The sequence below is a fragment of the Rheinheimera muenzenbergensis genome (genome assembly GCF_036984005.1).
Classification (GTDB): Bacteria; Pseudomonadota; Gammaproteobacteria; order Enterobacterales; family Alteromonadaceae; genus Alishewanella; species Alishewanella muenzenbergensis.
In genome coordinates this window covers 1-21,862 of the sequence record NZ_JALAAR010000001.1, presented here as the reverse complement: position 1 = coordinate 21,862, position 21,862 = coordinate 1, and the positions used below count along the sequence as shown (strand labels likewise).

19 protein-coding genes are annotated in these 21,862 nt (G+C 47.7%); 12 read left to right on the top strand and 7 right to left on the bottom strand.

What is annotated here, in order from left to right:
* Positions 1-9 precede the first annotated feature (9 nt).
* The 3 genes from rsmE to metK form a co-directional block, all read right to left on the bottom strand.
* Positions 10-738 (bottom strand): 16S rRNA (uracil(1498)-N(3))-methyltransferase, encoded by a 729-nt coding sequence (rsmE, locus tag MN202_RS00095; protein ID WP_335734043.1) that lies wholly within the window; start codon positions 736-738, stop codon positions 10-12.
* Between the two features lie 108 nt (positions 739-846).
* Entirely contained in the window at positions 847-2,439 is a 1,593-nt protein-coding gene (locus MN202_RS00090; protein ID WP_335734042.1) for an AbgT family transporter, read from the bottom strand.
* Positions 2,440-2,618: 179 nt separating this feature from the next.
* On the bottom strand, positions 2,619-3,767 hold the full coding sequence (metK, locus tag MN202_RS00085) for a methionine adenosyltransferase (protein WP_335734041.1): 1,149 nt from the start codon (positions 3,765-3,767) through the stop codon (positions 2,619-2,621).
* Positions 3,768-4,092: 325 nt separating this feature from the next.
* On the opposite strand from metK, the gene tkt reads away from it, so the two are divergent.
* The 10 genes from tkt (at position 4,093) to MN202_RS00035 (ending at position 14,704) form a co-directional block, all read left to right on the top strand.
* Positions 4,093-6,090: a transketolase gene (gene tkt / locus MN202_RS00080; RefSeq protein ID WP_335734040.1), complete on the top strand. Its 1,998-nt coding sequence runs from the start codon at positions 4,093-4,095 to the stop codon at positions 6,088-6,090.
* Positions 6,091-6,162: 72 nt separating this feature from the next.
* Positions 6,163-7,167: an erythrose-4-phosphate dehydrogenase gene (epd, locus tag MN202_RS00075; protein ID WP_335734039.1), complete on the top strand. Its 1,005-nt coding sequence runs from the start codon at positions 6,163-6,165 to the stop codon at positions 7,165-7,167.
* A 25-nt stretch (positions 7,168-7,192) separates the two neighbouring features.
* Positions 7,193-8,374 carry a phosphoglycerate kinase gene (locus tag MN202_RS00070; protein ID WP_335734038.1) on the top strand — a complete coding sequence of 394 codons (1,182 nt, stop codon included), beginning with the start codon at positions 7,193-7,195 and terminating at the stop codon, positions 8,372-8,374.
* 49 nt (positions 8,375-8,423) lie between these two features.
* Positions 8,424-9,488 (top strand): class II fructose-bisphosphate aldolase, encoded by a 1,065-nt coding sequence (gene fba, locus MN202_RS00065; RefSeq protein WP_335734037.1) that lies wholly within the window; start codon positions 8,424-8,426, stop codon positions 9,486-9,488.
* A 247-nt stretch (positions 9,489-9,735) separates the two neighbouring features.
* Positions 9,736-10,506: a DUF3450 domain-containing protein gene (locus MN202_RS00060; RefSeq protein WP_335734036.1), complete on the top strand. Its 771-nt coding sequence runs from the start codon at positions 9,736-9,738 to the stop codon at positions 10,504-10,506.
* Positions 10,507-10,518: 12 nt separating this feature from the next.
* Entirely contained in the window at positions 10,519-11,880 is a 1,362-nt protein-coding gene (locus tag MN202_RS00055; RefSeq protein ID WP_335734035.1) for a MotA/TolQ/ExbB proton channel family protein, read from the top strand.
* Positions 11,880-12,407 (top strand): MotA/TolQ/ExbB proton channel family protein, encoded by a 528-nt coding sequence (locus tag MN202_RS00050; RefSeq protein WP_335734034.1) that lies wholly within the window; start codon positions 11,880-11,882, stop codon positions 12,405-12,407. The genes MN202_RS00055 and MN202_RS00050 overlap by 1 nt, the downstream gene beginning before the upstream one ends.
* Positions 12,408-12,418: 11 nt before the next feature.
* On the top strand, positions 12,419-12,823 hold the full coding sequence (locus MN202_RS00045) for an ExbD/TolR family protein (protein ID WP_166839892.1): 405 nt from the start codon (positions 12,419-12,421) through the stop codon (positions 12,821-12,823).
* Positions 12,824-12,825: 2 nt separating this feature from the next.
* Positions 12,826-13,443 carry an energy transducer TonB gene (locus MN202_RS00040; protein ID WP_335734033.1) on the top strand — a complete coding sequence of 206 codons (618 nt, stop codon included), beginning with the start codon at positions 12,826-12,828 and terminating at the stop codon, positions 13,441-13,443.
* A gap of 1 nt (position 13,444) precedes the next feature.
* Entirely contained in the window at positions 13,445-14,704 is a 1,260-nt protein-coding gene (locus MN202_RS00035; RefSeq protein WP_335734032.1) for a tetratricopeptide repeat protein, read from the top strand.
* A gap of 67 nt (positions 14,705-14,771) precedes the next feature.
* On the opposite strand, the gene prsR is transcribed toward MN202_RS00035, so the two are convergent.
* From prsR to MN202_RS00020, 3 genes are read right to left on the bottom strand one after another with little or no spacing between them, the layout of a single operon-like run.
* The gene (gene prsR, locus MN202_RS00030; protein WP_335734031.1) at positions 14,772-16,130 is read right to left on the bottom strand and encodes a PEP-CTERM-box response regulator transcription factor; all 1,359 of its coding nucleotides are present in this window, start codon (positions 16,128-16,130) and stop codon (positions 14,772-14,774) included.
* A 34-nt stretch (positions 16,131-16,164) separates the two neighbouring features.
* Complete coding sequence (gene prsK / locus MN202_RS00025; RefSeq protein WP_335734030.1) at positions 16,165-18,189, bottom strand: XrtA/PEP-CTERM system histidine kinase PrsK; 2,025 nt, start codon at positions 18,187-18,189, stop codon at positions 16,165-16,167.
* Positions 18,190-18,226: 37 nt separating this feature from the next.
* Positions 18,227-18,973, bottom strand: a complete 747-nt coding sequence (locus MN202_RS00020; protein WP_335734029.1) for a S1 family peptidase — start codon at positions 18,971-18,973, stop codon at positions 18,227-18,229.
* A 140-nt stretch (positions 18,974-19,113) separates the two neighbouring features.
* On the opposite strand from MN202_RS00020, the gene MN202_RS00015 reads away from it, so the two are divergent.
* Positions 19,114-20,001 carry a patatin-like phospholipase family protein gene (locus tag MN202_RS00015; RefSeq protein WP_335734028.1) on the top strand — a complete coding sequence of 296 codons (888 nt, stop codon included), beginning with the start codon at positions 19,114-19,116 and terminating at the stop codon, positions 19,999-20,001.
* 32 nt (positions 20,002-20,033) lie between these two features.
* Here the strand turns inward: MN202_RS00015 and MN202_RS00010 are convergent, their stop codons facing one another.
* Positions 20,034-21,077, bottom strand: coding sequence for a Leu/Phe/Val dehydrogenase (locus tag MN202_RS00010; protein ID WP_335734027.1), 1,044 nt, complete (start codon positions 21,075-21,077; stop codon positions 20,034-20,036).
* A 232-nt stretch (positions 21,078-21,309) separates the two neighbouring features.
* Between MN202_RS00010 and MN202_RS00005 the strand changes: the two genes are divergently transcribed.
* Positions 21,310-21,747 carry a DUF4826 family protein gene (locus MN202_RS00005; RefSeq protein ID WP_335734026.1) on the top strand — a complete coding sequence of 146 codons (438 nt, stop codon included), beginning with the start codon at positions 21,310-21,312 and terminating at the stop codon, positions 21,745-21,747.
* Positions 21,748-21,862 lie beyond the last annotated feature (115 nt).

Genomic DNA, 21,862 nt, shown 5'->3' with positions numbered 1-21,862 from the left:
GCAGTGTCCTCAGGCCAGATCGCCAAATTGCAGTTGTAAGGCGCTGATTGCTGTAAGTGCAGCGGTTTCAGTGCGCAGTACGCGTGGCCCCAACTGAATGCCGTTAAAACCAGCTGCTGTGGTGTGTGCCATTTCTTGCTCACTAAAACCGCCTTCAGGGCCTATGACTAAGCGGATATTCAGGTTAGCGGTTAGGGTCTTAATGGTGTCTTTGGCCCACGGATGCAAGGTTAGTTTTAATTCTTTTGTGTTTTGTCCAAGCCAGCTATCCAGTGAAATGGCCGGATGTACGGTTGGCACTATGCTACGGCCGCTCTGCTCACAGGCACTGATGGCAATTTTTTGCCACTGCTCGTTGCGTTTGGCTAACCGGTCAGCATCCAGCTTTACGCCGCAACGTTCGGTAAATAACGGGGTTATTTCAGTCACACCTAACTCGACGGCTTTTTGAATGGCAAAATCCATTCTGTCGCCGCGCGATATGCCCTGACCCAAATGAATTTTCAGTGGCGACTCAACCGGGTTGGGCTGCTGTGCTGTGGCAATAACACTGACCCGTTTTTTATCGCTGCTACTGATGCGGGCAGGGTAGTTAAAGCCATCACCATTAAACAGCATCAGTTCGCTGCCTACTGCCATACGCAGCACGCGGCCTACATGGTTGGCGGCATCGTCGTCCAGGGCAAATTGCTGGTTTAGCGCTATAGCGCCATGATGATAAATTCTTGGAATACGCATAAAAACTTCTGCAACTGAACAATGCCGTTATGGTAGCAGGCGGAAACGGCGAGCAACAGAAAAAAACAAACCCTGCCGCAGCAGGGTTTGTTGTTATTTAAACCAGACTTAATTGCTGGCAGGGTAGCTGTAGCTTGAACCAACACCCAGTGGAATATCCAGCGCCCAGAAACCAAGCAGGAAGGCCGTCCACAATACCAACATAGCAATGGAATATGGCAACATCAGCGCAATCAGCGTACCAATACCGGTAGACTTGACGTACTTTTGACAGAACACCACGATCAGCGGGAAGTACGGCAGTAACGGTGTAATGATGTTAGTTGACGAGTCACCGACGCGATAAGCCGCTTGAGTCAGATCAGGTGAAACACCCAGCTGCATCAGCATAGGTACCATAATGGCACCGATCAGCGCCCATTTTGCTGAGGCAGAACCGACCAGCAAGTTTACAAAGCCAGACAGAAAGACAATACCAATTAAGGTAAAGCCCATAGGGAACGCCATTTCCTGCAGCCAGTTAGCACCTTTGATGGCCAGCAAGGCGCCCAGGTTAGACTGACCAAACGCATAGATAAACTGAGCGCAGAAAAACGCCATTACTATGTAATAGCCCATGCCGCTCATGGCCTTGCTCATGCCTTTGATAATATCGCGGTGATCTTTGGCATTGCCAGACACATAGCCATACACCACACCCGGAATTAAGAAGAATAAAAAGATAATACTAACAATAGATTGCATTAATGGCGCTGTGAACACCAGCAGGTTACTCTGGCCTGCAGCCAGCACAGTGCCGGCAGGTGCGCGCCAGGCTGACGTTTCTGGTAAGGCTGACACTATTAATAACACTATGCTTAACAGCATAGAAAAACTGGCCCAGCGTAAACCTTTGCGCTCGTTTGGCTTTAAATCGTCCATTTTTGGCATATCGGCCGGGTCGCCATCAACCTGAGTGGCTTTTAAGCGCGGTTCAATAAACTTGTCGGTAATAATCCAGCCGACAATCACGACTAACAGCGTCGATGCGGTGGTGAAGTAGTAGTTATTCATCGGGCTTATTACCATTTCGGCTGCAGCCGGATCGGACGATAAGCGGGCTGAAACCTGCGTCAGACCTGATAATAACGGATCTAAGCTTGACGGCAATAAGGTGGCCGAGAAACCACCGGACACACCGGCAAACGCGGCGGCAATACCGGCCAGCGGATGGCGGCCTGCGGCATAAAAAATTACCGCACCCAGAGGGATAACCAGCACATAACCGGCATCAACCGCCATATGACTGGCAACACCGACCGCTATCAGCACCGGCGTTAACAGCATTTTGGGTGTAACCGATAACACTGAGCGTAAACCGGCATTAATAAAACCGGTATGTTCTGCTACGCCCAAACCCAGCATCGCCACCAGCACTACGCCCAGCGGGGCAAAGGTGACGAAGGTATTAACCATTTTTGCCATAAAAGTGGTCAGGGAATCCGCTGCCAATAAATTATTTACCTGAATAGCAGCGCCGGTACGAGGGTCGACTTCATTAAAACTGACGCCGGCAAGTGCCCAGGAGACCAGCCAGACCATTACCATTAAAATGGCAAATAGTACGGCTGGATCGGGTAATTTATTGCCGACGACTTCGATGGCATTTAGCGCACGGTTGAGCCAACCGCTTTTTACGGCAGGGGCAGTTTGTTCAGACATAACGGTTCCTTTCTTATAGTTTTGTTTCACTCTGCCCGCAGACAGAGGACCCTGGATACAACACAACGGCTTATAATACACAAAAAGCCGCTGATGATAAGGTTAAAGTGAGGTTGTGCATAAACCACAGTTGTGAAAAAGGAGAGCCGGGCTCTCCTTTTTATTTTAACTGCAACTTATTATCTGGCGTATTGACGCAGCAGTTCAGCTTTATCAGTTTGCTCCCATGGGAACTCTGCGCGACCGAAATGACCGTAAGCCGCTGTTGGTTGATAAATTGGACGCTCCAGTTGCAGCATTTCAATCAGGCCATATGGGCGCAGGTCAAAATGCTGGCGTACCAGCGCAATCAGCTGATCTTCAGTCAGTTTACTGGTACCAAAGGTTTCCAGGCTGATAGAGGTTGGCTCTGCCACACCGATAGCGTAAGACACCTGCAGCTCACAGCGGTCGGCCAGACCGGCCGCCACGATGTTTTTTGCTACATAACGGGCAGCATAAGCGGCTGAGCGGTCAACTTTTGATGGATCTTTACCAGAGAAAGCCCCACCACCATGACGCGCCATACCGCCGTAGGTATCAACAATAATCTTACGACCGGTTAAACCACAGTCGCCCATTGGACCACCGATAACAAAGCGGCCGGTTGGGTTAATAAAGAATTTGGTTTTGCTGGTTAACCATTCAGCAGGTAATACCGGCTTAATAATGGTTTCCATTACCGCTTCGCGCAGATCGGCCGTGCTGATGGTATCGCAGTGCTGGGTTGATAATACTACCGCATCAATACCTACCGGCTTGCCATCTTCATAAATAAAGCTGAGCTGTGATTTGGCATCCGGGCGTAACCATGGCAGGGTACCATCTTTACGCACCTGCGCCTGGCGCTGCACCAGACGGTGCGAATAAGTGATAGGAGCAGGCATTAATACATCAGTTTCGTTGCTGGCATAGCCAAACATTAAACCCTGATCGCCGGCGCCTTGCTCTTTTGGATCGGCCCGATCTACGCCCTGGTTAATATCCGGCGATTGCTTGCCGATGGCGTTTAAGATAGCGCAGGAGTCGGCATCAAAGCCCATATCAGAATGGGTATAGCCAATTTCACGCACGGTTTTACGGGTAATTTCTTCAATATCAACCCAGGCTGACGTCGTAATTTCGCCACCTACTAAAACCATGCCGGTTTTAACGAAGGTTTCGCAGGCTACGCGGGCTCTTGGGTCTTGTTCAAGGATTGCATCCAGTACGGCGTCTGAAATCTGATCGGCGATTTTATCCGGGTGTCCTTCAGATACCGACTCAGAAGTAAAAATATGTTGTGCCATAGGTTGTATTCCACTAAATAAGGTTAATGCCGTCAGTTAGCCGGGTAAACAGCCAACGAACCAAAAAATAGGCGCGTATTCTAGAGAAAGTGCTATTACTTTGCCAGAAAAATCTGCCGCCCAGACGTCTTTAATGCTATTTTACCTTGCTAATTACGTTAGCACAGCTTGTTGGATCTACCAGCTAGTAAATTCTGCCAACTGGCAGATTTAAATTTGCCATACGGCGGGCGCTCTGGGAAAATAGCGCGCCATAACGCCTTAACATGTCAGCACTATAATAATCAGCTTCGTCAGTTGAAGCCGCGCAATGTCAGGAGTGAAGATGCCATCTCGTAAACAACTCGCAAACGCGATCCGTGCATTAAGTATGGATGCAGTGCAAAAAGCCAAATCAGGACATCCGGGCGCCCCTATGGGCATGGCGGATATTGCCGAAGTGTTGTGGCGCGATTTTTTAAAACATAATCCGCAAGACCCCAAATGGCCTAACCGTGATCGCTTTATATTGTCCAATGGCCATGGTTCTATGTTGTTGTACTCTCTGTTGCATTTATCGGGTTATGACTTAAACATTGACGATTTAAAACAGTTCCGCCAGTTGCATTCCAGAACACCGGGCCACCCGGAGTACGGTTATGCCCCGGGTGTCGAAACTACTACCGGCCCGCTGGGGCAGGGCATTACCAATGCTGTTGGTATGGCGATTGCTGAAAAAGCCTTAGCGGCGCAGTTTAACCAGCCGGGTTTTGACATCGTTGATCACCATACTTATACCTTTTTAGGTGACGGCTGCTTAATGGAAGGTATTTCGCATGAAGCCTGTTCACTGGCTGGCACTTTAGGCCTGGGTAAATTAATTGCGTTTTGGGACGATAACGGTATTTCTATTGATGGCCATGTTGAAGGCTGGTTTACCGATAATACTCCGGCGCGGTTTGAGGCCTATGGCTGGCATGTAATTAGTAATGTGGATGGCCATGACGCTGCTGCTATTGAAGCGGCTATTACGCTGGCAAAAGCAGAAAGCAGCAAACCTACGTTAATTTGTTGTCGCACAGTCATTGGCTATGGTGCGCCAAATAAAGGTGGCAGCCATGATTGCCACGGTGCTCCGCTGGGTGATGCTGAAATTGCCGCAGCCCGTGATTTTCTGCAGTGGCCACACGCGCCTTTTGACATTCCGGCTGATATTTATGCTGATTGGGATGCTAAAGCCAAAGGCAGCGCACAGCAACAAAACTGGCAGCAGTTGTTTGCCCGCTACAGTGCAGCTTACCCTGAGCTGGCAGCTGAGTTCAGCCGCCGTGTTGCAGGCCAGTTACCCGCTGACTGGGCAACGCAATCGCAAGCTTACATCGAGAAACTGCAAGCAAACCCGGCTACTATAGCCACGCGTAAAGCGTCACAAAACGCGTTAAATGCATTTGGCCCGCTGTTACCCGAGTTTATGGGTGGGTCAGCCGACTTAGCCGGCTCTAACCTGACAATCTGGTCAGGCTCTAAGCCGCTAACCGGCACTGATGCCAACGGCAATTACATCTATTACGGTGTGCGCGAGTTTGGTATGTCGGCCATTATGAATGGTATTGCTTTGCATGGCGGCTTTGTGCCATATGGTGCAACTTTCCTGATGTTTATGGAATACGCCCGTAATGCAGTGCGTATGGCAGCCCTGATGAAGCAGCGGGTTATTTTTGTTTACACCCATGACTCTATTGGTTTGGGCGAAGATGGCCCAACGCACCAGCCGGTAGAGCAACTGGCTGCACTGCGAGCCACGCCTAACCTGATGAACTGGCGTCCTTGTGATCAGGTTGAATCTGCCATTGCCTGGCAGGCAGCGATTGAACGCCAAGATGGCCCGACGACCCTTATTTTTACCCGGCAAAATCTGGTACAGCAAGTACGCAGCAGTCAACAGTTAGCTGATGTTAAACGCGGTGGTTATATCCTTAGTGACTGTGCCGGCACGCCAGAGCTTATTTTTATTGCCACCGGTTCAGAAGTTGAACTGGCAATGCAGGCGGCTAAAACGCTTAGCGGCGAAGGTAAAGCGGTGCGCGTGGTATCTATGCCATCTACCGATGTATTTGAGCAGCAAGACGCTGCGTATCGTGACGCAGTATTACCGGCCGCTGTAACAAAACGGGTTGCGGTGGAAGCCGGCATTACCGACAGTTGGTATAAATATGTCGGGTTAAGCGGCAAAATTATCGGCATGACCAGCTTTGGTGAGTCTGCGCCGGCTGAGCAACTGTTTGAACACTTTGGTATTACCAGTGACAAAGTGCTCGAGGCGGCACGGCAACTACTGGCTTAACAGCCAGATCTAATGGGACCAGGTTTGGTCCCATTTTCTTATGTCGTTTTTTATGTCATTTAGCGTGGTGTTATGGCTATCAGATTGGCAATAAACGGCTTCGGCCGTATCGGGCGCAATATTTTACGCGCTATTTATGAAAATGGCTGGCAACACGAACTGCAAGTGGTAGCAATTAATGAATTAGCTGACGCCAAAGGCGTAGCGCATTTGTTGAAGTATGACACCTCACACGGTCGCTTTGGTTTTAGTGTTAGCTCCTTTGATGGTGGTATCAGGGTAGATGGCAACAACATAGCTCTGTTTGCCGAGGCTGATCCGCTGGAGCTGCCGTGGAGTGAGCTTGAAGTCGATGTGGTGCTGGAGTGCACTGGCGTATTTCACAGCCGCGAGCATGCAAACTGGCATTTAACGGCCGGTGCTAAAAAGGTGTTGTTTTCGCACCCGGCAGATAGCGATATTGATGCCACTATTATCTACGGCATCAACCACAGCAGTTTAACCGCGCAGATGACAGTGGTGTCGGCAGGGTCGTGCACCACTAACTGCATAGTGCCGGTGATCCAGGTATTGGATCAGCATTTTGGCGTTGAAAGCGGCACTATTACGACGATTCATGCCTCGATGCATGATCAACAGGTAATAGATGCATATCACCCGGATTTACGCCGCACCCGCGCTGCCAGCCAATCGATTATTCCGGTCGACACCAAACTGGCGTTGGGCATAGAGCGCATACTGCCAAAGTTTGCCGGCCGCTTTGAAGCCATAGCGGTACGGGTGCCGACAGTAAATGTCACCGCGATGGATTTAAGTGTCACCCTGCACCAGGATGTCAGTATTGCAGCGGTAAATCAGGTATTGCAACACGCCCGTATCGGCGAGCTGGCCGGTATTCTGGATTACACCGAAGAGCCTTTGGTATCAGTAGATTTTAACCACGATGCGCATTCCTGCATTGTCGATGGTTCGCAAACCCGCGTCAGTCATAAACGGTTGGTAAAATGCCTGGTGTGGTGTGATAACGAATGGGGCTTTGCTAACCGTATGCTCGATACTGCGCGGGCGATGCTGTAACGCAATTAATAACAAGGAGCAAGAAATGTCTGTTATTCGCATGAGCGATTTGGATCTTAACGGCAAACGTGTACTGATCCGTGAAGATTTAAACGTGCCGGTAAAGAACGGCAAAGTTACCTCTGATGCCAGATTAAAAGCGGCAATACCGACCATTGAACTGGCACTGAGTAAAGGCGCTAAAGTGATGGTGATGTCGCACCTGGGCCGGCCAGAAGAGGGCGTCTACGATGCCGAGTCCTCTTTGCAACCTGTCGTGGATTACCTGGCGCAGGCGTTAACAGCACCAGTGCGCTTAGCTGTGGATTATCTGCAGGGTATTGATGTGGCAGCGGGCGAAGTCGTGGTGTTTGAAAACGTGCGTTTTAATAAAGGCGAAGGCAAAAACGACGACGCTCTAGCGCAACAGCTGGCGGGCCTGTGTGATGTGTTTGTGATGGACGCTTTTGGTACTGCGCACCGCGCTCAGGCGTCTACACACGGTGTGGCAAAATTTGCGCCGGTAGCGTGTGCCGGCCCATTATTGGTAGCAGAACTTGATGCGTTAGCCGCAGCGTTAAAAAATCCTAAGCGGCCACTGGTCGCTATTGTCGGCGGGTCAAAGGTATCAACCAAGCTGACTGTTTTGGAATCATTATCCGGTATTGTCGATCAGTTAATCGTGGGGGGCGGTATTGCCAACACCTTTATTGCCGCCAACGGTAATAACGTCGGTAAATCCTTATATGAAGCCGATTTAATCCCTGAAGCACAGCGTCTGATGGCACAAGCCAAAGCGCGCGGTGGTAATATTCCGGTACCAACCGATGTGGTGGTGGGGCAGGCGTTTAGCGAAACTGCAGCTGCAACGTTAAAACCGGTAGCCGCGGTGGCAGATACCGATATGATTTTCGATATTGGCCCGGATACTACGGCCGAGTTGGTTAATATCTTAAAATCTGCCGGTACCATCGTTTGGAACGGTCCGGTGGGCGTCTTTGAATTTGATCAGTTTGCTGCAGGCACCCAGGCACTGGCACAGGCGATCGCAGACAGCAACGCCTTTTCGATCGCCGGCGGCGGTGACACCCTGGCGGCTATCGATAAGTACAATATTGCTGACAAAGTATCCTATGTATCTACCGGCGGAGGTGCCTTTCTGGAGTTTTTGGAAGGTAAAACTCTGCCAGCAGTGGCTATACTGGAACAACGTGCAATAACACAATAATAAAAATGACATATTACAACTGTACCCTAAAAGATTAAGAGAGGATTTCATGGCCCTTATTTCCCTGCGTCAAATGCTGGATCATGCTGCCGAATTCGGCTACGGCATACCGGCTTTTAACGTAAACAACCTAGAGCAAATGCGCGCGATCATGCTGGCAGCGGATAAAACTGACAGCCCGGTAATAGTGCAGGCATCTGCAGGTGCGCGTAAATACGCCGGTGCGCCCTTTTTACGCCATTTAATTCTGGCAGCGGTGGAAGAGTTTCCGCATATACCGGTGGTAATGCATCAGGACCATGGCACCTCGCTGGGTGTATGCCAACGATCTATTCAGCTGGGTTTTTCATCGGTAATGATGGACGGCTCTTTAGGTGAAGATGGTAAAACACCGATGGACTATGGCTACAATGCCGGTATAACGCGCAAAGTTGTAGAAATAGCGCACGCCTGTGGTGTGTCGGTAGAAGGCGAGCTAGGTTGTTTAGGCTCACTGGAAACCGGTGCGGCAGGCGAAGAAGATGGAATAGGTGCAGATTGCATCTTAAGCCATGATCAAATGTTGACTGATCCGGAAGAAGCGGCACAGTTTGTACGGGAAACCCAGGTTGATGCGCTAGCTATCGCTTGTGGTACCTCACACGGTGCCTATAAGTTTAGCCGGCCACCGACAGGTGATATTCTGGCAATTGATCGTATAAAAGCCATTCATCAACGCATTCCTGATACTCATCTGGTGATGCATGGTTCGTCTTCAGTGCCACAGGAATGGTTGCAAATTATTAACGAAAATGGCGGCCAGATCCCGCAAACCTATGGTGTACCTGTTGATCAAATTCAGCAGGGCATTAAATATGGTGTGCGTAAAATCAATATCGATACTGATTTACGTTTAGCCTCTACCGGTGCTATTCGTCGTTATATGACGCAACATCCGGCAGAGTTTGACCCGCGCAAATATTTGCAAGAGTCAGTAAAGGCCATGATGGAAATTTGTGTTGCCCGTTATGAAGCTTTTAATGCTGCAGGCCATGGCAGCAAAATCAAAGCCATATCATTGGACGATATGGTGGCACGGTATGTGTCAGGTCAACTGACACCGAACATTAAATAAGCTAATAATTTAATAAGTTATAGTAATTTAATTTGTAAATGTTTAACTGTGCTTAATTTGGGTAAACTGCTGCAATGCATAACAGGAACAGAGCAGACCTCTGGACGCCTGCGTCGTCTTGACAAGGTCGTTTTTAACTGTAATGATGCGGACGGTTTACCCTCTAACCGAGGGCGTTGTTGTATCCGTAAGCAACATGCCCTTACTACTTCAGGTTACGTTAATCAGCAATAATTGGTTGGGAACTATGTTTAACAATAAAATTCGCAAGAGTCTTGTTGCAACAGCTCTGGCCGGTACTTTCGCTCTGTCGGCGAATGCACTGGCAACAGATTTAAAAGCGTTGCATCAGGAAGGTAGTCAAATTCAGCGCGCAGCTGTGCAGTCTCAAGAAAAAATCAACAATATTTATGACCAGTCGCAGGAATTACTCGGCGAGTACCGCCAGGTTGTTGACCAGACAGAAAACCTGAAAGTTTATAATGATTTTCTGGCGACCCTGGTTGCTGATCAGCAGCGTCAGATTAATTCTATCCAGCGTCAGATTGATGGCTTAGAAAATACCAACAAAGGTACAGTGCCATTAATGTTCCGTATGATCGACGCACTGGAACAGTTTGTTAAAGCCGATATTCCATTGCGTACTGAGCGTCGTATTCAGCGCGCTGAAAATCTGCGTGAAATCATGGCCCGTTCAGACGTTCAGCGTTCAGAACAGTTCCGTCAAATCCTTGAAGCTTACAGCATCGAAATGGGTTACGGCTCTGAGCTGGCTGCGTTCCAGGGTACTCTGACTATCGGTGGCAGCGAAATGACGGTTGATTACGTGCATTTAGGTCGCCTGGTATTAATGGCACAGTCGCTGGATGGCAGCTCTGGCTGGGTTTGGAACAAAACAACGCAAAGCTGGGATGAATTACCAGATTCGTACATGAATTCAGTGACCAATTTTATCAAGATGGCGCGTCGTGAAGCCCAGCTTGAAATGGATCGTGTACCTTTATTCGCAGCGGAGTAACAGCAAATGAGCATGAAATTTAAATCTTTCGTCGTAGCTGCGGCAGTAACACTTTCCGCCTCTATGACTTTTAGCACTGTTGCTGATACCGCTAAGCTGGATCAGTTACTGGAGCAAGTAAAAAAACAACGTGTTATTGAAGGTCGTGTAAACCAGGAGCGCGAGCGTGCTTTCCTGGCTGACCGTGCAGATAAGCAAGCGTTATTAAACGCGGCTAAAAAAGCTTTCAGCGATGAAGAAGCTCGTGGTAAGCGTCTGCAAAAGCAATACGCTGATAACGACATCCTGATTGCACAGAAACAAGCTGAACTTGAAAGTGCTTTAGGCACCATGGGTGAAGTATTCGGTGTGGTTCGCCAGTCAGCTAACAAAGCTATTGGTGACATTTCTACATCATTAATCAGTGCTCAGTACCCGGACCGTGATGTACCACTGCGTACTATCGCTGAAGCGAAAGAGCTGCCAACTCTGCAAGAGATGGAAGATCTGTGGCTGGCGATGCTGACTGAGATGACTGAGTCAGGCAAGATTGCTACTTTTGATGCTGAAGTAGTGAAGCTGGATGGCGGTACAGAAACGCGTCGTGTTACCCGTTTTGGTACTTTCCACGTAACTGGTGAGCAAGAGTATCTGTTACGCAACGATTCAACAGACCAGCTGCAGCCATTAGGCCGTGCTCCTCAGGCAAAAATTCATGATTCAGTAGCAAACTTCCACAACGCGTCAAGCGGTGAGTTAGTTGGTTTTTACCTGGATCCAACCAAGGGCAACTCTTTACTGCGGTTAAACCAGCAGCGTAATACGCTGATGGATTACTACCATCAGGGTAAAGAAGTTGGTTACCTGATCACGATCTTATTGTTAATTGGTTTACTGATTTTCATCGAGCGCTTCGTAGTTCTGAGCGTTGTGGGTGCGAAAATCCGTGCTCAGCTGAAAGATCTGGCTAACCCGTCAAAAGACAATCCACTGGGTCGTATTCTGACTGTGTATCACCAGAATACTTCTGCTGACGTAGAAAACCTTGAACTGAAACTGGATGAAGCTATTTTGCGTGAGACGCCAAAAGTGGATCGTGGTATCGGTTTAATCAAGCTGTTTGCTGCTGTAGCACCGTTAATGGGTCTGTTAGGTACCGTAATCGGTATGATTCAAACGTTCCAGACCATTACATTATACGGAACTGGTGATCCAAAACTGATGGCCGGCGATATCTCTCTGGCACTTGTTACAACAGCTCTGGGTCTGATTGCGGCATTACCGTTAATCTTTTTACACAGTGTTGTTGCGTCAAAAGCGAAATCAATCCTGCACGTTTTAGATGAGCAAAGCGCCGGTATCGTTGCTGCTCATGCGGAGAAGGAGAAAGCCTAATGATGCTCCAGCTTATTGAGCTGTGGGAATCGGTACAGGATTTTATACATACCGGTGGCAACGTATTATACGTTGTCGCCCTGGTGCTCCTCGTTATGTGGTTTATGATGCTGGAGCGCTACTGGTACGTAACATGGGTTTTCCCGAAGTTAAAGCGAGACATTATTGCTCGTTGGGATGCCCGTGCTGATACCACATCATGGTATGCACATAAAATTCGCGATACCTGGATTTCCGAAGCTACGCTTCAATTGGATCAAGGCATGTTGCTGATTAAAACGCTCGTAGCTATGTCACCCTTAGTTGGGTTGCTGGGTACGGTAACCGGTATGATTGCAGTATTCGACATTATGGCTGCAATGGGGACAGGTAATCCAAGAACTATGGCTGCTGGTATTTCGATGGCGACAATACCAACAATGGCGGGTATGGTTGCTGCATTATCAGGCGTATTTTTCAGTTCGCGGCTGGAAGTTAAAGTCAAACGGGAAAAAGCAGATCTCGTTGACAGCTTACCGCATCATTAAGAGAGATTTTTATGGCACGTAAACGTATTCGTGAAGACGATGAAGCCGCAATCGACATTACGCCGATGATGGATATCGTGTTCATTATGCTTATCTTTTTCATCGTAACGACGTCTTTCGTTAAGGAAGCCGGTATCGATGTGAATAAACCAGAAGCAGCTCAGGCTGTCAAAAAGCCAAGCGCTACTATCTTTATTGCAGTCCGTGCAAACGGCGAAATTTGGATGGATAAGCGTACTGTTGATATTGAGCGGGTTTCTGCCAACATTGAACGGTTAAGAGCTGAGTCACCAACCGACACTATTATCGTACAGGCAGATAAAGAAGCTAAGCACGGTATAGTGATGGAAGTGATGGATCAGATTAAAGCTGCTGATCCGGCATTGGTGATTAGTATCGCCGGGGAGACTAAGTAATTATGGCACGTTTCCTGACATCGTTAATAATCGGTGCTGTGGTAACGTTCGTGCTGTTTCTGATTATGGCTCTTCTGGTTAAAGGTTCCGGAGAGCGTTCGGTGGTAGATCAAGAGCGTATAGTGATTGAGCTAAACACTACGCCACCCGATTCAGATACACAGACACGTCGGCCACCACCGCCACCGCCGCCACCACCGCCAGCTCAGCCGCCTAAGGCGCCTCAGCCTGAGCCTGATGTGGCAAATGCGGGTGGTACTATCGGCTTTAATATGCCGGGTTTAAACTTAGGCGCTGCTAATGCAGGCTTAGGTGACCCATCTGGCATGATGCGCGATGGTGATGCAACACCTATAGTACGTATAGAGCCGCGCTACCCGGTACAAGCTGCCCGCGATGGTTTGCAAGGTTGGGTAAGGTTACGCTTTAGCATTATGGAAGATGGTAGTGTGGATGAGGTTGAAGTTATTGAAGCCGAACCACGCCGTGTATTCGACCGTGAAGCTATCCGTGCACTGCGTCGCTGGAAATACAGCCCTAAAGTGGTTGACGGTAAGCCGTTAAAGCAAACCGGCCAGGTCGTGCAGCTTGATTTCACACTTGATATGGCAGGAGGTTAATATGAAAAAGTTTAATAAACTTACCTCAGCTCTGGTTGTCATGGCCGCCCTTGGTGTTGCTGTGGCTCCGGTGTCGGCTGCGGTGCAGCCGAATATGGCCAAAGTGGAAGAACGTAAAGCACGGAAAACGCAAATCGTTGGTGAGCGCGTTGGTAAGACATTGGTTAAAGCCTATGAACTTTACAACGCAGACCAGCTAGATGAAGCCATAGCAGTGTTACTGGATACCAAATCCAGCAACGAGTTTGATATGGCTACATTGAATCGTTTTTTGGGTAATTTGTACGCCACTAAAGACGAAAAGCAGGCAGTTAAATATCTGACTTTAGCGGTAAAACCTGATCAGTTGACGTTTAATGATCAGGCTGGAACCATGAAGCTACTGGCCGATATGTTGTTGCAGGATAAACAGTACCAGAAAGCGATTAAAGCTTATGAAGACTGGATTATGTTTACCGGCGAGCAAAGTTCTGATGCTTATATGCGGATAGCCAACGCTTATCACCTGATGGCCCAGTATGACAAAGTTGTACCTGCCGCTGATGATGCGATTCGTTTTTCAGCTAAGCCTGAATCAAATCACTATCTGTTGAAGATGGGCGCGCTGTATGAGTTAAAACGCTATAAAGATTTAGTAGCTCACTCTGAAATTATGGTGCAGATATTTCCTGAGAATAAGCAGTTCTGGGTTTATCTGGGTAATTTTTACACCTTAACTGAAGATTATGCTAAATCATTGTCGACTCTACAGATGGCTTACTCACAAGGTTATCTGGAAAAAGACTCTGAAGTGCGGATGCTGGCGCAAATGTATGCGAATAATAATGTTCCATACAAAGCCGCCACGGTGATGGAAAAGCACATGAAGGAAGGCCTGGTTAAGAAAGATAAAAACAACGTTACTTTTATCGCTTCTAACTACCAGTCTGCCCGTGAGTTTGCCCGTGCTGCAGAATACTATGGCGAGCTGGCTAAAATGACTAACGATGCAGATGCATATCGTCGTCAGGGCTCTGCTTATGTGTCTGTGCAAAAGTACAATGAAGCTATTGCGGCTTTTGATAAGGCGCTATCGCTGAATGTTGAGAAACCTTCAACGGTGTATATGAGCCTGGTAGATGCTTACTTTAATCAGAAGAAGTATAAAGAAGCTTATGCTGCTTTGATGAATGCGAAGAAAGATCCTGCTATGTCACGTCAGGTGCGTAGTTGGGAGTCGTACATTAAAGATAAAGCCAAGCAAAAAGGCATTACGCTGTAATAAAAAACCCCACCTGAAAGTGGGGTTTTTTTATCTGTATTGCTATTCCCGTAACGACATATTGCCGTTACGGGTTTTCAGTTTCAACATTACGTAGGTCGTGCAGGCGGTACTTATCTATTAGTGCATAAAGTGTTGGCCGGGTAATACCCAGGCTGTCTGCAGTTTTAGATAAATTGCCATTTGCCAGAGTATAGGCATGGCGGATAGCATGAGTTTCGGCTTGCTCACGTACTTTACGTAAGGTTTCTGTTTTACTACTCTGGTTGCTTAGGCCTAAATCATCTTCCGATATATATTTGCTGTCTGCCAGTATTACCGCTGACTTAAGTTTGTTTTGCAATTCGCGAATATTACCCGGCCACTGGTAGTGCAGCATTGCCTGCATGGCGGATTCGCTGAAGCCCTGTACGCGGCTGTTAAATTCGTCATTAAAGCGGTGGAGCAGGGCTTTGGCAATGACAATGATGTCGTGGCCACGTTGGCGCAGTGGTGGTATTGTCAGGCTGATCTCGCTGATACGGTAATACAAGTCTTCGCGAAAGCTCTGCTCTGCAACCATTTCCGCCAGATTACGATGAGTGGCGCAGATAACCCGGACATTCACTTCAATTTCCTGTCGGCCACCAACCCGTTCTATGACCCGCTCTTGTAAAAAACGCAACATTTTTGCCTGCAGACTAAGCGGCATGTCGCCTATTTCGTCTAACAGTAAAGTGCCACCATTGGCACATTCAATTTTTCCCAGTGTCGTTTTATTGGCTCCGGTAAAAGCGCCTTTTTCATAGCCGAACAGTTCGCTTTCCAGTAAGTTTTCCGGAATGGAGGCACAGTTTATCGCGACAAAGGGTTTATTAATTCTTGGACTTTGGCGGTGAATAGCCCGGGCAAACACTTCTTTGCCGGTACCACTTTCGCCGAGTAATAGGGTGGTTATTTCAGTCGGCGCAATTTTTTCTACCGTCCGGCATGCCTTTAAAATGGCTTCGCTGTTACCAATAATGTCACTGTTATTTATATTTGCTGATCTGAGCGCGCGATTTTCAGTTTCAAGCTCACTGATTTTAAATGCTCTGGCTAATATTATATTTAGCACGTCAGTGTTAATTGGCTTTTGATAATAGTCATAGGCGCCCAGCGCAACGGCTTTAAGCGCATGTTCGTTGTCGGTGTTTCCGGTGATAACTATTACCTTACAATCGGGCTGTGCGGCTAGTATGTCGGCCAGACAGGCAAGTCCCTCTGATGCATTGGCGGCATCGGGAGGTAAGCCTAAATCCAGTGTAACAACGGCAGGTTCGTAGCGGCGTAACTGTGTCAGAGCGCTGGTTCTGTCGGCGGCAAAAACCAATTCATAGTCACTTAAACTCCATTTAAGTTGCTTTTGAATACCAATATCATCTTCAATAACTAAAACTGTTTTCATGCCACGATCCTTGTAGTTACAACTCAATACGTTTTTATTGTAACGGAAGCGTTAGGGTAAAGGTAGTTCCGCTACCTTCAGTACTTTTAACCAAAAGTTGCCCGTTGTGTTGTTGGGCAAAGTGTAGCGCATCATAGGCGCCGACGCCCATACCTGAATTGCCTTTTGTTGAGTCGAAAGGCTTAAATAATCTGTTGCTGATAAAATCTGCTGACATACCGCAACCATTGTCGCTGATTTGTAATACCAGCTGCTTTTGCTGTACATCCAGGCTGACGTCGATACGGCCATGCTCGGCCGTGGCGTGTTGCGCATTGTCTAATAGATGGTATATCACGCTGCTAAAGCGTTCTTTATTCAGCTGTAACTGGCACTGTTGCAAAGCGGTAAATTGGGGCACTGGCTTTTTGCCGGCGCAGCGCAATGTTATCACTTGCCGGATCACCTCTGCGGCATCAAAGGCGCTGACGGTTTCATTTTGATGTCGTTTATTGTTCAGTTGGGCTAACATGTTTTCCAGCCGTTGCTGCATGGCAGACAAGGTATCGAAGGTATCTTCAATAAACTCGGGATTGTGGCGGTGTTTTTTAGCGTTCTGTAGGGTGAGGTCAATTTGGGCTTTTACATTTTTTAAATCATGCACTACAAAGGCCGACATCCGGCTGAACGCGGCAAACTGGGCATTTTCACTGAATATTTTACTGGCTTCCATAAGCAGTAAATAGCTGGCAGTTTGTTCGGTAACCAGCATTAAATAGTCACGTAACTCCCAGTTCAGTTGTTGTTTATCCACGTCTGGGGTATTGATCATGCAAAGCCCCCAAAGCTCGCCATCAGCATGGATGGGTAATATTAACTGCACATCCAGCTGTGTCAGATCCTGTTGTTGTCGGACAAAACTGCTTTCTTTGTCAGACAAATCGACAATCCAGTGCTGCTTAGCAAAACTGGTCTGATAGCGGGAAATCAGTGTTAACTCGTCTGCTGTTAATGGGGCGCGGTTAGCTACAGCCAAACAGTGAGGACTTGTTGATTTAGGTAGCCGTACCAGGCAACCGCGGCTATAACCGACAGCGCTAAGCCAGGCTTGCAAAATGGCGTCGTATTGCCGGGCTTTGCTAAGGTCAATTTGCCGCAGCATACGTGTTAGTTCTAACCATTTTTGCCGGTAATCGAATTTATTAGCAAAAAAATGCTTCTCGATAAACACTTTTAGCTTTCTGCGCAGCGCGCCGGAAAACAGCAGAAAAGCCAGCATAGCAAAGCCGAGCGCAAAAAAGGTGGCTTGCAATAGGTTTGACCAATTGCCGCCGACATAGCGGATATAAAACCCTGCGATAGCAATCAGGCACAAATAACCACCAGATGCCAACACCAGCGAACTTTGCAGCACGATATCCCGTGACACATAGACGCTGATACCCCAGGCACTGATCCGTCTTACTGACACTATTATCAGTGGCAGCAAAGCGGCGCATACGTAACCTCTTGCAGCCCAGAGTTGGTTGTCGACCTGAGCGAATAACGCTGATTCAGCCAGCAAGACAAAATCAAATAGCAAACAAAGCCCGAGACTTATCACCATAGGTTTATATTGCCATCTGTCGTTACCGGAGCGACGATACAAGGCTTCGAGAAATGCCAGCTGTAAAATGCACAGCGCCAAACTGCCGGTGAATATCAGGTTATCGGAAATAAGCTGCCAGTAGCACAGCGGGTACCACACTAATACCGTGGCGGTAATCAGTAACATGGCTTTATTCTGCAGTAACAGGCGGAAACTGTTGGTTGCAGAGTTAAGTGCGGTAATTAAAAACAGCAACAATACATAGTATCTAAGCAGTTCAAACAGCAGTGATGCTTTTGTGCTATAGGGGGTGACTGCGTATAACAGGTAATAGCTTGCCCAAACACAACACACTAAGGTCCAGCATAGCAGCAGCAAGCGTTGCAGGTTTTTAACCCGGGTAACCAATAGTAATAAGAAAAAGACAAAGCTTGCTGTAGCAGCAAGCGCGTAGCCTACTTTATCCAGTGCAAGATGTGGTAGAAAATCCATTTAGTTCAGTCCGGTAAATTAAGCTGCGGTAATGCTGTTAGTCAGCTAATAATGGCAGTAAAAACTGCACCGGAATAGCATAACTGATGGCGCTCGGATCACTGAGTACAGCTTCCCTGGTGGATTTTACAAAAACTTTATTGATGATGCCGATTACCTGCGCAGTGCCGGCGTCATACAACGGGCTGCCGCTGTTGCCAGGATAGGCCGTCGCGTCCAGTTGATACACCATATAGGGTTGTTTTAACCGCTTTAATGCCGCTGCCTGTAGTTGGCTGGAGTTATCAGCAGGAGCCGCAATGGGAGTGATGGCGGAAATAATGCCTCTGTGCGTAGCCGGATATAACCCCAGCACATTGGTGATAGGAAAACCGGTGAAGGCTATTTCAGTCCCTTCGGCTGCTAGTTTTTCATTTGCGAGTGTCACAGCGGGTAGGGCAGTGGCAATGGAAAGTACGGCTAAATCATGCGCTGGGGCAGTTTTAGTTTGTTGTATGCTGTGCATTTGTACATCGCTGCCGGTGCCGGACAACACAACATAACGCTCGTTTCTGGCTTCGCTCAGTGTTCGTGCTATGACATGATAGTTAGTGACGATTTTTGTCCCATCGCCGACAACAAAACCGGTACCGGTTAAACGTACTCTGGGGGAACCTAGCGGATCATGAACGCCGATAGCGACAACCGACGGCTTAATTTTACTGATACTGCTGCTAAGTGTCGTTTTCGCCTGAATTGTGCAGGTATAACAAAGCAGCAGAATGGGTAAAACTTTTTGCAACATTCCGACATTCCATATCTAAGTAATTGTGCTATTGAGCAATATTAGCGCAATTTGTGCTAAATAGCTGCGCTATTCTGTGGCACTAACCAGATTATGTCCCATACTAAAACAGTTGTTATCAGGCTAAGGACAGTGCTGAGATGCCAAATCTGACCAATACCGAAATAGTACCCATTTTTTCTGGCGGGGGCACCCGGCTCAGTTGTTATATCGGTATTTTGCAGGCGTTACTGGATATGGGCTTTATGTTCCGGCATTTGGTAGGTGTTTCCGGCGGCAGTATAGTTGCGGCGCTGTATGCTGCTGGCTGGAGTTTGCCGGATATTAAAGCATTGGCATTGCAAACTGACTTTAAACAGTTCTGGAGCTTTTCGTTTTCGTCATTGATCCGCACCGGTGGTTTATGTAACGGCAACAAACTCGAAGCCTGGCTGGACAAGCAATTGCAGGGTAAAACCTTTGCTGACTTGCCGTATGATTTACATATTTTGGCCACTGATATTAACGGTGGCGGGCCTGTGGTATTTAACCGCATCAAAACACCAAATCTTAAAGTATCCAAAGCCGTGCGGTTTTCTATGTCTATCCCGCTGTTTTTTTCGTTTCAGCAATTTGAAAACCATATCATGACCGATGGCGTAATTTTGTCTGAAGACGCATTACACCATGATTGGTCCGGCGCGGGCTTACCGCTGATGTGCTTTCGCTTAAAAAGTGATGCCGAGGCTAAGCCTTTGCTACCTGGCCGCTATTTCCCGTTGGTGTCTTATATCATGATGCTGATAAGAACTTTTATGAGTGCGGTATCGCGCGAATATGTGCACGCAGAGTATTGGCACAATACCATAGTGGTGAATACCGGCGCGGTATCGTCAGTAGACTTTACTATGACAACTGAACAAAAACAGCAATTGTTTGATATTGGCTATAACACGGTGAGCAATATAGTGCCGCGTAAGCTGGCTGGGTTGTTTCAACATGACTGCGCCAATGCAGCCAACACCCAGCCAGTTAATGTAAAAGACTAAGCCACTGTTAGCGTGGCTTATCGTGCTTTCGCTTAACACTTGCCCCGGCGAATGATTTCCTGTGCCATTAAATCAGCGACAACACTGGTAGATTGTTGCTCGGCATCGGCCCGGCGGAATACCGTTAACAGGGTGTCATAAATGGCCATTACCTTTGCCGTAGATTCAGCTTCGGAATAGCCTTGCGGCCGCATTTCAAAGGCGACATTAATAATGCCACCGGCGTTAATAACGTAGTCCGGTGCATACAAAATACCTTTTTGCCGCAGTACTTCACCATGGCGTGCTTCTTTTAACTGATTATTGGCACAGCCAGCTACCACGCGGGCTTTTAACTGCAAAATAGTGTCATCATTGATGGTGGCACCTAACGCACAGGGGGCATAAATATCGGCATCTACGCCATAGATGTCAGATAAACCTACGGCAGTTGCGCCAAATTGTTCAACCGCGCGCTGCACTGCAGTTGGGTTAATGTCGGTAACAATAAGCTGAGCGCCTTCTTTGTGCAAATACTCGCACAGATAATAGCCGACGCTGCCCAGCCCCTGTACTGCTACGGTTTTACCCGCCAGATTATCAGAGCCAAACTGATGTAAAGCGGCTGCTTTAATACCGCGGTAAGTACCCAGTGCAGTAAACGGTGCCGGGTTTCCACTTTTGCCTTCTAAACCGGCAACATAAGGCGTTTCTTTGTTCACCATCATGATGTCGCCGGTGGTGATATTCACGTCTTCAGCGCTGTAGTAACTACCAGACAGCCTATGCACCATGCGGCCAAAAGCACGGAATAACGCTTCTGATTTAATGCTTTTAGCATCACCAATAATCACTGACTTACCGCCACCTAATGGCAAACCTGCCATTGCATTTTTATATGTCATGCCGCGTGATAAGCGCAGTACGTCATTAATAGCGGCTTCATCTGATTCGTAGTTCCATAAACGGCAACCACCAACGGCAGGGCCCAATGCAGTGCTATGCACCGCGATAATAGCTCTTAAACCGGTTTCTGCGTCGGCGCAGAATACCACTTGCTCATGATTCTCGAATTCAGGATGATTAAAAACTGCCACGACTGATTCTCCGTTATGCACTGTAGTAAGTGACAGTGCTTGCATTGTTGTTTAGGTTGGTGCTGCACCAACTTTTGCGCCGCGCAATGTAACATTTCACCCGGGGTTTCACCACAGTAGCACTGAAAAATGCTCTGGTCTGTCCAGCGCATTGTCGACAATCTTTCGTAACACTTGATTGTTGAAACTCACTCCCCTAAAGTAATGCCACTTACACTGAGGAATAAAAGTTATGAGTGAGCAGTTAACTCAACAACAAATTGAACAGGCTGAGCAAGCCAGACAGGAATGGGTAAGAAGCCAGTATCAGAAAGCTAATGAGTATTTAGCCAGTAAAGGTATTTTGCCTGATAATGTCGCCGTAACAGAGAGCCGCTATCTACCGCCTTACTTTGCAGTATGGAAGCTCAATACTAAAGACAAACAGTCGTTTTGGGTGATCAGCGGTGACTTACCCACCGATCATATGGCCTTTTCTGCCGCAGCCAATGCACGCGAGGCGGTACGGGCATTTTCGTTACATTGGCAATTAAAAGCCCAGCAAATTGTCGATGCCGGTGTGACAGATCAAACGCAAAAAGATTTTGTAAATCTGCTGATTAACCGAGCGCACAGTTTGTACGATATGTTTAATGCTGACGAATTATGGCAACAAGAAGCGCTAAGCTAATTGCTATATTAGTAGCCGAAAAAAAACCGCACTAAGTGTAATGCCGGTCAGTTAAGCTGACCGGCATTTTTCTTTTTAACGGGATACTTAAGTTTGCTCGATTTAACACTTCTTG

Bases quoted from the DNA above. Each gene is read 5' to 3' on its own strand.
- MN202_RS00070 (WP_335734038.1), top strand. From the start codon at position 7,193: ATGTCTGTTATTCGCATGAGCGATTTGGATCTTAACGGCAAACGTGTA.
- MN202_RS00090 (WP_335734042.1), bottom strand. From the start codon at position 2,439: ATGTCTGAACAAACTGCCCCTGCCGTAAAAAGCGGTTGGCTCAACCGT.
- MN202_RS00055 (WP_335734035.1), top strand. From the start codon at position 10,519: ATGAAATTTAAATCTTTCGTCGTAGCTGCGGCAGTAACACTTTCCGCC.
- rsmE (WP_335734043.1), bottom strand. From the start codon at position 738: ATGCGTATTCCAAGAATTTATCATCATGGCGCTATAGCGCTAAACCAG.
- prsK (WP_335734030.1), bottom strand. From the start codon at position 18,189: ATGGATTTTCTACCACATCTTGCACTGGATAAAGTAGGCTACGCGCTT.
- fba (WP_335734037.1), top strand. From the start codon at position 8,424: ATGGCCCTTATTTCCCTGCGTCAAATGCTGGATCATGCTGCCGAATTC.
- MN202_RS00015 (WP_335734028.1), top strand. From the start codon at position 19,114: ATGCCAAATCTGACCAATACCGAAATAGTACCCATTTTTTCTGGCGGG.
- metK (WP_335734041.1), bottom strand. From the start codon at position 3,767: ATGGCACAACATATTTTTACTTCTGAGTCGGTATCTGAAGGACACCCG.
- prsR (WP_335734031.1), bottom strand. From the start codon at position 16,130: ATGAAAACAGTTTTAGTTATTGAAGATGATATTGGTATTCAAAAGCAA.
- MN202_RS00050 (WP_335734034.1), top strand. From the start codon at position 11,880: ATGATGCTCCAGCTTATTGAGCTGTGGGAATCGGTACAGGATTTTATA.
- MN202_RS00060 (WP_335734036.1), top strand. From the start codon at position 9,736: ATGTTTAACAATAAAATTCGCAAGAGTCTTGTTGCAACAGCTCTGGCC.
- MN202_RS00005 (WP_335734026.1), top strand. From the start codon at position 21,310: ATGAGTGAGCAGTTAACTCAACAACAAATTGAACAGGCTGAGCAAGCC.
- tkt (WP_335734040.1), top strand. From the start codon at position 4,093: ATGCCATCTCGTAAACAACTCGCAAACGCGATCCGTGCATTAAGTATG.
- MN202_RS00045 (WP_166839892.1), top strand. From the start codon at position 12,419: ATGGCACGTAAACGTATTCGTGAAGACGATGAAGCCGCAATCGACATT.
- MN202_RS00040 (WP_335734033.1), top strand. From the start codon at position 12,826: ATGGCACGTTTCCTGACATCGTTAATAATCGGTGCTGTGGTAACGTTC.
- epd (WP_335734039.1), top strand. From the start codon at position 6,163: ATGGCTATCAGATTGGCAATAAACGGCTTCGGCCGTATCGGGCGCAAT.
- MN202_RS00020 (WP_335734029.1), bottom strand. From the start codon at position 18,973: ATGTTGCAAAAAGTTTTACCCATTCTGCTGCTTTGTTATACCTGCACA.
- MN202_RS00035 (WP_335734032.1), top strand. From the start codon at position 13,445: ATGAAAAAGTTTAATAAACTTACCTCAGCTCTGGTTGTCATGGCCGCC.